The organism is Kosakonia sp. H02 (assembly GCA_030704225.1).
Lineage (GTDB): Bacteria > Pseudomonadota > Gammaproteobacteria > Enterobacterales > Enterobacteriaceae > Kosakonia.
Genome location: CP131915.1, coordinates 3,747,021 through 3,759,459, shown reverse-complemented (window position 1 = coordinate 3,759,459; position 12,439 = coordinate 3,747,021). Strand labels below are relative to the sequence as shown.

The window sequence follows — 12,439 nt, the reverse complement described above, 5'->3', positions numbered from 1 at the left end:
TTAACAGAGGAATACTCCTCTCCCTGCCGGGAGAGGAGAGGGCAGTCAGAAATTCCAGTCTTCGTCTTCGGTTTCAACCGCTTTGCCCATCACATACGACGAGCCTGAACCGGAGAAAAAGTCGTGGTTTTCATCGGCGTTTGGCGACAGCGCGGAAAGAATAGCCGGGTTAACATCCGCCATTTCCGGCGGGAACAGCGCGTCATAACCGAGGTTCATCATCGCTTTGTTGGCGTTGTAGCAGAGAAATGCTTTCACATCCTCCACCCAACCGCTGTTCGCGTATAAATCTTCCGTGTAGGTGAGTTCGTTATCGTAGAGATCCATCAGCAGATCCAGCGCAAAGCCTTTTAGCGCTTCGCGTTTTTCTGCACTCACTTTCTCTAATCCTTTCTGGTACTTATAGCCGATGTAATAACCGTGCACCGCTTCATCGCGAATAATCAGGCGAATCAAATCGGCGGTGTTGGTCAGTTTGCCGCGGCTCGACCAGTACATCGGCAACCAGAAGCCGGAATAGAACAGGAACGACTCGAGAAAGACGCTGGCGATTTTCTTTTTCAGCGGCTCATCGGCGCGGTAATGGGTCAGGATTATCTGCGCTTTACGCTGCAACGCGCTGTTCTCCTCACTCCAGGCGTAAGCCGCATCAACATCTTTGCTCTGGCACAGCGTCGAAAAAATCGAGCTGTACGAACGGGCGTGTACCGCTTCCATAAAACTGACATTCGATAACACCGCTTCTTCGTGCGGCGTCAGCGAATCCGCCATCAGCGCAGGCGCGCCAACGGTGTTCTGAATAGTGTCGAGCAGCGTCAGGCCGGTAAACACGCGAATGGTCAGTTGCTGCTCCGCCGGGCTTAAGGTCTGCCAGGCGGGAATATCGTTCGACAGCGGCACTTTTTCCGGCAGCCAGAAGTTACTGGTCAGCCGGTTCCACACTTCCAGGTCTTTATCGTCCTGAATTTTGTTCCAGTTCACCGCGCTGACGCGTGATAGTGGGCTCATCCTTTTCTCCTTACAACGCGCAGGACACGCAGCCCTGGATCTCGGTGCCTTCCAGCGCAAGCTGGCGCAGGCGGATGTAATACAGCGACTTGATGCCTTTTTTCCAGGCGTAAATCTGCGCTTTGTTGATATCGCGTGTCGTCGCGGTGTCTTTAAAGAACAACGTCAGCGACAGGCCCTGATCGACATGGCGCGTGGCTTCGGCGTAGGTATCTATGATTTTCTCCGGCCCGATTTCATACGCATCTTCATACAGCGCCAGGTTCTCATTAGTCATAAATGGTGCCGGGTAATAGACGCGCCCGGTTTTGCCTTCCTTGCGGATTTCAATCTTCGACACAATCGGGTGAATGCTGGAGGTCGCATGATTGATATAGGAAATAGAACCGGTCGGCGGAACCGCCTGTAAATTCTGGTTATAGATGCCGTAGCGCATCACATCCTCGCGCAGTTGCTGCCACATTTCGCGCGTGGGAATGGTGATGCCGGCACGTTCAAACAGCGCACGGACTTTCTGCGTTTTCGGTTGCCAGTCACTTTCCAGATACTGGTTGAAATACTCACCGCTGGCATAGCGCGAGGCCGGGAAACCGGCAAACTGCTGCCCGCGCTCACGGGCGATCATCATTGAGGTATGCAGCGCATGCCAGGTGATGGTGTAGAAATAGAAGTTGGTGAAATCCAGCCCTTCCGGGCTGCCATACGCGATGCCTTCCCGCGCCAGATAGCCGTGCAGGTTCATCTGCCCAAGGCCGATAGCATGCGACGCGGCGTTGCCGATTTCCACCGACGGCACCGAGCGAATGTGGCTCATATCCGACACCGCGGTTAAGCCGCGGATCGCGGTTTCTACCGTGCGACCAAAGTCCGGTGAATCCATGGTGTGAGCGATATTCAGCGAACCGAGGTTACAGGAGATATCGCGCCCGGTTTCGGCATAATCCAGGTTTTCATCAAAGGTCGAGGCGCTGTTAACCTGCAAAATCTCCGAGCACAGGTTGCTCATATTAATGCGCCCGGCAATCGGGTTGGCGCGGTTCACCGTATCTTCAAACATGATGTACGGATAACCGGATTCGAACTGGATCTCCGCCAGCGTCTGGAAGAAATCACGGGCGTTGATATACGTTTTGCGCACGCGATCGTCGGCGAGCAGTTGCTCGTACATCTCGCTAATCGCCACATCACCAAACGGCTTACCGTACAGGCGTTCAACGTCGTAAGGCGAAAATAGCGCCATCTGCGCATTTTCTTTTGCCAGACGGAAGGTGACATCGGGAATGACGACGCCCAGCGACAGGGTTTTGATGCGGATTTTCTCGTCGGCGTTTTCACGCTTGGTATCGAGGAAACGCAAAATATCCGGGTGATGGGCATGCAAATACACCGCGCCTGCGCCCTGGCGTGCGCCAAGCTGATTAGCATAAGAAAACGCATCTTCCAGCATTTTCATTACCGGGATCACGCCGGAAGACTGGTTTTCAATGCGCTTGATTGGCGCACCGGCTTCACGCAGGTTAGAGAGCAAAAAGGCCACGCCGCCGCCGCGTTTGGAGAGCTGCAACGCCGAGTTCACCGCGCGGCCAATGGATTCCATATTGTCTTCAATACGCAGCAGGAAGCAGGAAACCAGTTCGCCGCGCTGTTGTTTACCGCAGTTCAGAAAAGTCGGTGTCGCAGGCTGGAAGCGCCCGGAAAGAATCTCTTCCGTTAGCTGCTCTGCGAGTGCGGTATCGCCCTGTGCCAGCGTCAGCGCCACCATACAGGCGCGATCTTCAAAATGTTCCAGATAGCGTTTGCCATCAAAGGTTTTGAGTGTGTAGCTGGTGTAGAACTTCCACGCGCCAAGGAACGTCTGGAAGCGAAAACCGCGGGCGTGCGCATGGGCAATTAAATCCACCACAAACGCGCGGTCATAACGCGCCAGCACGCTTTCATCGTAATAATTTTCATCAACCAGCCAGTTCAGCCGCTCATCCTGGCTGTTAAACGTGACGGTATTCGGGCGCACGTGGTGAGCCATAAAGGCGTCGACCGCCTGATGGTCTTTTTCAAACTGAATGCGGCCGTCTTTATCATAAAGATTCAACATGGCATTCAGCGCATGGAAATCGGGCGTGGTTTGCATCACGCGCTCTGCGGTTGTCGTTGCCAAAATTCGCTCACTCCTTTACGCACATTGTCGATGTCCTGCTGGGTTCCCATCAGCTCAAAACGATACAAATACGGCACAGCGCATTTTTGCGACACCACATCGCCAGCGCGCGCGTAAGCTTCGCCGAAATTGCGGTTACCGGCGGCAATCACGCCGCGAATTAAGGCGCGGTTATGGGGATCGTTTAAAAAGCGAATGACCTGGCGCGGCACAGCGCCTGCCGTGCCGCCGCCGCCATAACTGGGAACCACCAGAATATAAGGTTCGTCTACTTGAATGCGCTCACGCTCGTTCAGCGGAATGCGCACGGCGGGCAACCCGAGGCGCGTGATAAAGCGCCGGGTGTTTTCCGAGCTGCTGGAAAAGTAGACGAGGGTGCTCATGCGCTGGCGACGCGAGGTGCGCCTGGCAAGCGGTTGATCATATCCGGGCGGAAACCGGACCATTTTGTCTCACCGGCAACCACCACGGGCAACTGACGAAAACCCATCGCGCGAAGCTCATCGGCAGCTTGCGGCACATGGTCAACGTTCACCATTTCAAATTCAACACCCCGGTTTTCCATTGCCCGTTTGGTGGCGTGGCACTGAACACAATCATTTCGAGTGTAAATGGTAATGCGCATAATTCGTATTTCCGTTTAAAATGAAAGGGCGGCGCGAAGAGTCGCGTCAGTTAGGATGTTTGCTACTGAAGTGAATACTAGATGTAGTTATTAAAAGATTCAACCACACAATATATAGGAAAATGGCATAGACAATGCCCAGGTAATAAGCAGAATGGGTAAGGGCAAATTGTCGCTATTTTATACGCAGATACGCGGGCGAAGGGCAAAGAAAAACCCCTGCGCGCCACAGGACACGCAGGGGTTGGAACGTATTTTTACCGATTAACGACGCAGGCTAAGTAGCGCGCCGAGGAAGATCCCGACCGCAGCGGCAGCACCGACACTGCACAACGGTTTCTCTTTCACAAAGGTGCCTGCGCAGCCAACCGCATCGCGGGCGGCCTGTTGTACGCGGTTACGGCCATTCATGCGCGCGCGGGTCTCTTTCAGCAGCGCTTTCGCTTTACGACGTGCGATTTCCGCTTCGTCTTTCGCATCACTGCCCCAGGATTTGAGCACGGCTTCCAGACTATCGGCTAACTGGCTGACATCATTATTGATATCCTCGACACCTTCATCGACATCTCGGCGGTTCGGTCTGTTAAACATAGAAGCCTCCCTTGTTTTTGGTGTGTTTTTAAGCGTAGACCATAATTTTCACGGCCAGACGGCAATCACGTCTTTCACGTCCCTTTGTGGAATTTTCTGAGTCACTGACCATGCTCAGTACTGTAAGGTGGCGAAGCTGTTGAGAGATGACGAGGAAAATCTATGTACTTAAGACCCGATGAAGTGGCACGCGTTCTGGAAAATGTAGGATTTACCATGGATGTGGCGACGCCAAAAACCTATGGCTATCGCCGTGGCGAGAATTATGTGTATGTCAATCGCGAAGCGCGCATGGGCCGCACCGCACTGGTCATTCACCCTACGTTAAAAGAACGCAGTTCATCGCTTGCGGATCCCGCCTCGGACATCAAGATGTGCGATCACTACCAGAACTTCCCGCTCTATCTGGGCGGCCAGGCGCAGGAACATTACGGTATCCCGCACGGTTTCAGCTCGCGCATGGCGCTGGAGCGGTTTATTAAAGGATTATTTGGCGAACAGCATTAATGATCGATTGCGGCCATCAGGCTTTGGCCTGGTGGTAATTGCTGACCCGAAACAAGCGGCGGCAGTAATCAAGAAAATAGCCGTACACCGCACCCATCATCATCGACAGCACGATATTCGAGCTGACCGCCGCGACAATCTGGTGCCAGTCCGCGCCTACCGTCCACAAAATGGCGACATACACCGGTGACTGGAACGTCACATAAGCCAGCACATCTGCCAGATTTTTCATCCAGCCCGACGGGCTAATACGGCTTAGCCGACGCATAAACAGATCGCGATACATCCCATAAGGCCAGGCAATAATAATGTTGACCGGGATCGCCACCAGGCGCGATGAAAGTGACTGCTCGAAGCTCATTCCTGAGAGGAATATTTCAATCAACATGTTCACTACCGAACAATAGACGACCATGGCGAAGGTGTCCGCAGCGGCGTGACGCAGGCGAGACTGCGAAGAGAACATGTGGTGCTCCTTGATAAAAAACGAACGGGCTTTAGCGTTTTGAAACGGCTGGATATATGCGACTAGAGTATCTATCTGGTTTGAAACTCACAACTAGCGATAAATTTTTATTTTCTTTTCTTTGTTGGAGAAACTCCTCTGCGATAGCTTGCTTTTTCACTATTTCATTATTTTTGTTGGGCTTGCGGTAAAATATTTTAAATATCAATGGATTAAGTGAAAGGTGAGAAACCATGCAGCGGCACAGGAGAGGGACGAGGAGGCGTTTCAGCGCGCTATGCTTCCGTTGCGCTGATAAAATAAGCAACAGCACTTTTTATGCTGATCAGGCCCGTTTTGCAGGATGAGATGCTGATATGCGTAATTGGTGATTATGCATATTTATTGAATGACTACGCATCATGGCGGTGAGAGTGCTCTCACCGCAGTCGATCAGCAGACACCAAAGTCGCCGTCTTCTTTATACAGCGCCACATCTTCGGCCTTGAGGGTTATCTTCTCTGCCTGTTCGTCATAGGTCGGAACCGCGACGATTTGATCCTCATGCACTTCCAGCACTTTCAGTTTCGGGCCGCCGATGCGGGGCTGAACGATATCGCCAACAGAAAACATTGCTTCTCTCCTTTTGTAACGAGCTTGTGAATGTAAACATAGCCTGAACCCCGAACAGGGTACAGCGTAAAACAGGGTAAAACAGACAATGTGAAGGTGGCAGTCGCGCGCAGAGCGGCTACGCTTAAGGAGATTGTCTCAATTTTCAATCACCTGGAATTGACTTGCATAGGAGGCTATATGGGTTTCTGGCGTGTTGTTATCACGATTATTCTTCCGCCGCTGGGTGTGCTGCTCGGCAAAGGCTTCGGCTGGGCGTTTATTATTAACATCCTGCTCACGTTGCTGGGCTACATTCCTGGCCTGATCCATGCCTTTTGGGTACAAACCCGCGATTAACCTCCCTTAACCCCGCTCATCGATAACCCGCGCGACTAAGTTTCATCGCGCGGGTTGTTTTTGTTGCGGTCAGAACGTTTCCCAGTTGCTGTCGCTGCGGCTTTGCGTTACAGCGGCAACTGGTCGCAGTGGCGCGGCGCTGGGTTTGCCGGGTTTGGCACTCAGCGTGGCGCTGTGCCCGTTCACACGAAACACGGCGACAGCCTGGCGCAACTGCTCCGCTTGCTCTTCGAGCGCGGCAGAGGCCGCGGCAGATTCCTGCACCAGCGAGGCGTTCTGCTGGGTGACGCTATCCATCTGCGACACCGCCAGGCTCACCTGCTCAATGCCTTTGCTCTGCTCATCAGATGCCGAGGCAATTTCCCCCATAATATCCGTCACGCGGGTGACGGCGTTGACGATCTCTTTCATCGTATCGCCCGCTTCCGCGACCAGCGTCGAACCGGAATTCACGCGGTTAACCGAGTTATCGATAAGGGTTTTAATCTCTTTCGCCGCCTGCGCGCTGCGGCTTGCCAGCGTGCGCACTTCTCCGGCCACCACGGCAAAACCCCGGCCCTGTTCGCCTGCGCGCGCGGCTTCTACGGCGGCGTTCAGCGCCAGGATATTGGTCTGGAAAGCGATACCGTCAATCACGCTGGTAATGTGGGCAATTTGCTGCGAGCTGTCGGAAATCTCGCTCATCGTGCGCACCACATTACTGACCACCTGACCCCCACGCGCGGCGGTGTCTGACGCGGTTTTCGCCAGTTGTGATGCCTGACGCGCGTTGTCGGTGTTCTGTTTCACCGTAGCGGTCAGTTGTTCCATGCTGGCGGCAGTCTCTTCCAGCGACGCGGCCTGCTGCTCGGTGCGGGAAGAGAGATCATTGTTGCCGGTGGAGATTTCGCTCGCGCCGGTGTAAATCGAATCCGAACTGTTACGCACTGAACTGACGGTTTTGACCAGCGACAATTGCATCTCGTGCAAACCTGCCGCCAGTTGGCTCATCTCGTTGCGGCCATCAGCGGAAACAGGCTGCGTCAGATCGCCCCCGGCGATGGCGCGAATATGCCCCATTACGCTGTGCAGCGGTCTGAGCAATAGATGTTGCAGGCCAAGCCAGATAATGACCATCACCGCAATCACCACCAGCAAGATCACCCCCAGCGTCCACTGCATACTGGTAAAACTACTCTGGTTTTGCTGCGCGGCAGCTTGCAGGAAGGTGTTGTTTTCTGTCCGCCATTTCGTGTAGCTGGCATCCATATCGTCCTGCGCCTGCTGCGCATCCAGGTTGCCATAGGCTTCGTAGTTGTTGGCCCGCAGGAAGGCGATCGACTGCTGCAACACGTCATGCATTTTATTGATGTTTTGCACCACATCGTCGGCTAACGCACTGTCCTGGCCAGCAACGCGCGGGGTGCTTTTGTAGTTGTTGAAATAACCTTCAGACTTGCCGAGCGACTCGGTAGCGGTGGTGAGGAGTTTTTCGATACTGGCAAGGGAAGCCGGATCGCGCTGGTTTTTCAAAAAGCGGATCGCCACGCGGGTCACGGTGACACGGGTTTTGATCAGCGTATTAACGCTGTCGCCAAGGTTTTCTTGCTGGGCGTTGAGTACGACGGTGTTCTGGAAATTGACCCGGTCGTTGTTAACCGCCGAGTAGAACAGTCCCCCGGTGACCAGTTGAAGAAGACAAAATACCGAAAGCGCGATAATGATGCCGGTAATAACACGTATGTTTTTGAGCATGGTCAGAGTCCGTGAGAGAGTCGGGATTGCTCAATTAATATCGACCCGGACGTAATTAACTTTATGATCACTTTTTAAACAATTTATTCATGCTTAAGAAAGCGCCCGGCGCGTTATACGCCGGGAAGGGTGTTATTTTTTGTTGCGCCGTTTGACCGCCAGCGCAATACGCGGCTCCAGCAGTTTTGCCACGGCGGCAAAGACCGGCACCACGACCGAGTTGCCGAACTGGCGGTAAGCCTGTGTATCGGAAACCGGAATGCGGAACGGTTTTTCGCCCACTTTTTCAAAGCCCATCAGGCGCGCGCACTCGCGCGGCGTCAGGCGACGCGGACGACGCGCCTGGTTTTCCGCATTGGCGAAATCCGCTTCCCCCAGCGCTTTATCCCAGCCGCGATCGATAAGGATCTCAGAACCGTCTTTGTGATAACGCGCAGAAAGGGTGCGGGCCACGCTCCCGGCATGCAGGGGATCGACCAGCCCGAAGCCGAAGCCGTTGCCTTTGGCGGCATGTTTTTTCGCATAGCGATAGAGGTAATCCCACAACTTATGTGACAGCACATATTTGCTGTCGACGGTGGGTTCCAGCAGTTCGCCAAACGCAGGCCGCTGCGTAGGGTAAAGCTTGCTGATATCGCGCAGGGTAAAGCCGTCGGCGAGATTAAGATCGCGACGAAAACCGACCAGCACAATGCGTTCGCGATGCTGCGGCAGGAAGTGTTTACCGTCGATAATTTTCGGATCATCTTTGCCGGACGCATCGGCATCGGCCACGTCGTAGCCCAGCTCATCCAGCGTATTCATGATCACGCTGAAGGTTTTGCCTTTATCGTGGCTTTTGAGGTTCTTAACGTTTTCCAGCACGAAAATCGCCGGGCGGCGGGCTTTGATAATGCGCGCAACGTCGAAAAACAGTGTGCCCTGGGCTTCACATTCAAAACCATGCGCGCGGCCAAGCGCATTCTTCTTGCTCACCCCGGCAAGGCTAAACGGCTGACAGGGGAAGCCCGCCAGCAGCACATCATGCTCGGGGATGTGCTCTGTAATATGCGCGTAAGCGTCGGCTTCAGAAATGTGCGGATTGCCGCTCAGGGTCACTTCGCGGATATCCTGATTAAAGGTGTGTGCGGCGCTGTCGTTGTACCAGTTGGCTTTGTAGGTGCGCACCGCGTTTTTGTTCCATTCGCTGGTAAATACGCACTGCCCGCCAATGGCTTCAAAACCGCTGCGAATGCCGCCGATACCGGCGAAAAGATCGATAAAACGAAAACGATAGTCAGGATGGTGCGCAGGCGGGGAGGGTAACAGCCCGCGCAGCAGCGCTTCTTCGGCGGCGGTAAGGATTTTCGCTGCGGCTTTGCCATTCACCCAACGGTTGAGCGCTTCGCGGCTCCACTCGGACTTGCCCGCTTTTTTTAGCTGCTCCGCCACGTACTTTTGACCGTAGATTTCCACTACCTGGTTCAGTAATGCCCGGTCCCGTGCCTGCTGCTGCTCAGTTTCTGCCTGTACCAGCAGATCCTGCGCGAGTGAATCAAATTCCGCCATGGCGTCTCCTTGGGTTTGAGGGCAGAAATATATCACTCATTTGACCCAGAGGAGAAACGCCAAACAATTACGGCCGGTTCCACGGCATTTTTGCCAGCAGCAATGCCATGCCGCACCAGCCGCTTAGCCCGGCGAATAAAAGCCCCGCACCAACAAACCCGCTCAGCAGGAAAAACGCGGGCGAGAGGGTGTAACCGAGCACGACGCCAAGAAGAATCAGGCTGCCCGCCACGATTTGCACTTGTTGCATCAGCGGGCGCGGCTGGCGTTTATCCTGCACCGTGGGCAACCCGGCGCGCTTCCAGTTAGTCAGCCCGCCTTCAAGCAATACGACGTGCGCAGGTGCCGCCGCCCGAATCAGTGTCTCAACGTTTTGTTGCGTGCGCATACCGGACTGGCAGTGAAAAATCACCGTTTGCTTGGGGGAAGTGGGGTTCACCGTTTTACCCGCCAGCAGCTCATCCAGGGGCAGGGACATCGCATCGGGCAGATGTTCGCGGCGAAATTCATCGGGCTGGCGAATATCAATAATCATCGCCCCGTTTTGCTGTTGCGCCCGTGCGTCTTGCGGGCTCACTGTCTTGTCATCCATTTCATATCTCCGGGCAGTCGATGCCTTCAAGTGTAGTGACGATGGTATCAGCCGTAAACGCTCAGTGATGCCAGAATGCGGGTGAAATAGTCATCGGCACGTTTTTGCGCGAGTTTGCCATCGCGGGCTTCCAGCGCGTCAACCAGCGGCGTTAACTCACGCAGGGTCTGCTCGCGCACAATTTCACTGACGGCAGAGTGCAACGAATGCTGGCCGTCGTACTGCACCGCGCGGCGGTCGGCGATGACATTATCGAAAATCTGGATCAGAAAGCGGTTGCGGGTGGCGGCGAACATCGCCTGGTGAACGGCGTAAATATGCTCTTTATAGAGCAGCCACTCTTGTGCTTCGCGGATGCCTTGTAAGTGATGGCGCATGGTAGCGAAATCTTCGCGAGTGGCGCGGCTGGCAACCAGCGTCATCATCATCGGTTCAAACAGCAGACGGCCTTCAAGGATCTCACTGTAGGTCGGCACCTCTTTATGCCAGGCAGCGACCGGACGATCGGTATCAACAAGATGTTGCTGCAAATTGTCAGAAAGGTAAGAGCCACTTCCCACTTTGCGCGTGACCAGCCCCTGCGTTGACATCATCGCCAGTACGTTACGAATGGTACTGCGGGAAGTCTCAAAGCGCCGCGCCAGTTCGCGCTCGTTGGGCAACTTATCGCCTGCTTTTAAATCGCCGTCGTTAATGGCGCGCATAATGGCGCGATAAACGCTAACAGCGGCGGTTTTGTCATGTCCGACAATTCGCTGGGTAATGTCATCAGTCTCGTTCATCTGGCGGCTCCTGATACCGTGCGCAGAAATATCCCTTATTGGCTGACCAATCTGGCCCGCGGGCGTGAATTATATCCTGAGAAAATCACGACGGCGAGCATCGTTTGCAGCTAGCTGTACGCAATTTATGCGAACCAGAGCACTTACTTATTTCTCATGCGCCAACAATTTGCTGTTAAGCTGCGCTCTCTGTCGTTTTTAACTTTTTTGCAACTTTGCCATACAGATCTCTTATTGGTTAACCATTATGGTTGACCAATAAAAACCAGCATGGTCATAATGCCGAAAAAAGAGACGACGGGGAAAAAATGAACACACCCATGCCAACACCTGCTCACACCGCCAGTTGCCGTCTGGCGGATCATCTGCACCATCTCGGCATTGAACTACCGCCGGTTCCCGCACCGGTGGCGAACTTTGTCACCTGGCGACGTTTCGGCAACGTGCTCTATCTCTCCGGCCAGGGGCCGCTGGAAGCAAGCGGCCATTTGCATACCGGCAAAGTTGGGCGCGAAGTCAGCGTCGAAGATGCCTACTATCACGCGCGTATCACCGGGCTTAACTTGCTCGCGGTTGTCCGCCAGGCCACCGGCGATTTAGGGCGCGTAAAAAGCGTGGTCAAGTTGCTGGGCTGGGTCAATGCCGATGAAGGCTTTAAGCACCATCCCCAGGTTATTAACGGTTGCTCCGATCTCTTCGTGCAGGTCTTTGGCGAACAGATTGGCCGGGGAGCCCGTTCCGCGATCGGCGCCGGATCGCTACCACAGAACCAGACGGTAGAGATTGAGGCGATCCTCGAACTGGAGGCCAATGCAGATGGATTACCTCTTTGATTTCTCTTCTTTATTACCCTACACCAATGTCTTAGCTGAAGGGCTGTTGGGCACGGCGATATATGCTGTGCTGTCCATCTTCTTTGGCCTGACGCTCGGGGCGGTTTGCGCCCTGACATTGCTTTATGGCGCGAAGGGCTGGCAGCGCGTCGTGCGCTGTTACGTTGAGTTTTTTCGTAACACGCCCTCGCTGGTGCAACTGTTTTTAATCTATTTCGGCTTGCCAAGCCTCGGCGTTCATCTCTCGCCACCCGTGGCGGGCACCATTGCGCTGTCGCTCTACTGCGGGGCGTATATGACGGAAATTTTGCGCGCCGGGCTTATCTCATTGCCGCGCGGTCTGAGTGAAGCGGGGGAAGCGCTGGGGCTGTCGCGTCGCCAGATAATCACCCACGTTCTGACCCTCCCGGCGATGCAAAACGTCTTTCCGGCGCTGGCAAGCCAGATGGTCCTGACCCTGATTGGCACCAGCCTGATTTCGCAAATTGGCGTGGAAGAGATCTTCCATAACGGCAGCTTTGTTGAATCACGCACCTTTCGCAGTTTCGAAATCTACCTGCTGATTTGCGGCCTCTACTTCTTTGCCGTCAGCCTGATGAAAGTCGTGCTGCGCTTAGTCTGGTATCGCTTTCAGGAACGGAGGTAAG

The 12,439-nt window shown here is 54.3% G+C and carries 15 protein-coding genes; 4 read left to right on the top strand and 11 right to left on the bottom strand.

The window, feature by feature from the left end; genetic code table 11:
- Positions 1-45: 45 nt before the first annotated feature.
- The 5 genes from nrdF to Q5705_17620 all read right to left on the bottom strand — a co-directional run bounded on the left by nrdF (position 46) and on the right by Q5705_17620 (position 4,379).
- Positions 46-1,008: a class 1b ribonucleoside-diphosphate reductase subunit beta gene (nrdF, locus tag Q5705_17640; GenBank protein ID WLI76385.1), complete on the bottom strand. Its 963-nt coding sequence runs from the start codon at positions 1,006-1,008 to the stop codon at positions 46-48.
- Positions 1,009-1,018: 10 nt separating this feature from the next.
- Positions 1,019-3,163 carry a class 1b ribonucleoside-diphosphate reductase subunit alpha gene (gene nrdE, locus Q5705_17635; GenBank protein ID WLI76384.1) on the bottom strand — a complete coding sequence of 715 codons (2,145 nt, stop codon included), beginning with the start codon at positions 3,161-3,163 and terminating at the stop codon, positions 1,019-1,021.
- Positions 3,136-3,546 (bottom strand): class Ib ribonucleoside-diphosphate reductase assembly flavoprotein NrdI, encoded by a 411-nt coding sequence (gene nrdI / locus Q5705_17630; GenBank protein ID WLI76383.1) that lies wholly within the window; start codon positions 3,544-3,546, stop codon positions 3,136-3,138. Before nrdI ends, nrdE begins: the two co-directional genes overlap by 28 nt.
- Positions 3,543-3,788 carry a glutaredoxin-like protein NrdH gene (gene nrdH, locus Q5705_17625; protein ID WLI76382.1) on the bottom strand — a complete coding sequence of 82 codons (246 nt, stop codon included), beginning with the start codon at positions 3,786-3,788 and terminating at the stop codon, positions 3,543-3,545. The genes nrdI and nrdH overlap by 4 nt, the downstream gene beginning before the upstream one ends.
- A gap of 264 nt (positions 3,789-4,052) precedes the next feature.
- Positions 4,053-4,379, bottom strand: a complete 327-nt coding sequence (locus Q5705_17620) for a DUF883 domain-containing protein (protein WLI76381.1) — start codon at positions 4,377-4,379, stop codon at positions 4,053-4,055.
- A 162-nt stretch (positions 4,380-4,541) separates the two neighbouring features.
- Between Q5705_17620 and Q5705_17615 the strand changes: the two genes are divergently transcribed.
- Complete coding sequence (locus Q5705_17615; protein ID WLI76380.1) at positions 4,542-4,886, top strand: DUF2002 family protein; 345 nt, start codon at positions 4,542-4,544, stop codon at positions 4,884-4,886.
- Positions 4,887-4,902: 16 nt separating this feature from the next.
- Here the strand turns inward: Q5705_17615 and alaE are convergent, their stop codons facing one another.
- Positions 4,903-5,352, bottom strand: coding sequence for an L-alanine exporter AlaE (gene alaE, locus Q5705_17610; protein ID WLI76379.1), 450 nt, complete (start codon positions 5,350-5,352; stop codon positions 4,903-4,905).
- Positions 5,353-5,784: 432 nt separating this feature from the next.
- A complete protein-coding gene (locus Q5705_17605; protein WLI76378.1) occupies positions 5,785-5,964 on the bottom strand; it encodes a hypothetical protein in 180 nt (59 codons plus the stop codon).
- A 180-nt stretch (positions 5,965-6,144) separates the two neighbouring features.
- On the opposite strand from Q5705_17605, the gene Q5705_17600 reads away from it, so the two are divergent.
- Positions 6,145-6,303, top strand: coding sequence for a YqaE/Pmp3 family membrane protein (locus tag Q5705_17600; protein ID WLI76377.1), 159 nt, complete (start codon positions 6,145-6,147; stop codon positions 6,301-6,303).
- Between the two features lie 69 nt (positions 6,304-6,372).
- Here the strand turns inward: Q5705_17600 and Q5705_17595 are convergent, their stop codons facing one another.
- From Q5705_17595 to Q5705_17580, 4 genes are all read right to left on the bottom strand, one after another.
- A complete protein-coding gene (locus Q5705_17595; protein WLI76376.1) occupies positions 6,373-8,037 on the bottom strand; it encodes a methyl-accepting chemotaxis protein in 1,665 nt (554 codons plus the stop codon).
- Positions 8,038-8,169: 132 nt separating this feature from the next.
- A complete protein-coding gene (locus Q5705_17590) occupies positions 8,170-9,585 on the bottom strand; it encodes a DNA cytosine methyltransferase (protein ID WLI76375.1) in 1,416 nt (471 codons plus the stop codon).
- Positions 9,586-9,652: 67 nt separating this feature from the next.
- Positions 9,653-10,177 carry a rhodanese family protein gene (locus tag Q5705_17585; protein ID WLI76374.1) on the bottom strand — a complete coding sequence of 175 codons (525 nt, stop codon included), beginning with the start codon at positions 10,175-10,177 and terminating at the stop codon, positions 9,653-9,655.
- A 47-nt stretch (positions 10,178-10,224) separates the two neighbouring features.
- On the bottom strand, positions 10,225-10,959 hold the full coding sequence (locus Q5705_17580; GenBank protein WLI76373.1) for a GntR family transcriptional regulator: 735 nt from the start codon (positions 10,957-10,959) through the stop codon (positions 10,225-10,227).
- 320 nt (positions 10,960-11,279) lie between these two features.
- Here Q5705_17580 and Q5705_17575 point away from each other — a divergent pair, with 320 nt between their 5' ends.
- Together Q5705_17575 and Q5705_17570 are read left to right on the top strand one after the other, a co-directional pair.
- Entirely contained in the window at positions 11,280-11,792 is a 513-nt protein-coding gene (locus Q5705_17575; GenBank protein WLI76372.1) for a RidA family protein, read from the top strand.
- Positions 11,770-12,438 carry an amino acid ABC transporter permease gene (locus tag Q5705_17570; GenBank protein WLI76371.1) on the top strand — a complete coding sequence of 223 codons (669 nt, stop codon included), beginning with the start codon at positions 11,770-11,772 and terminating at the stop codon, positions 12,436-12,438. The genes Q5705_17575 and Q5705_17570 overlap by 23 nt, the downstream gene beginning before the upstream one ends.
- Position 12,439 lies beyond the last annotated feature (1 nt).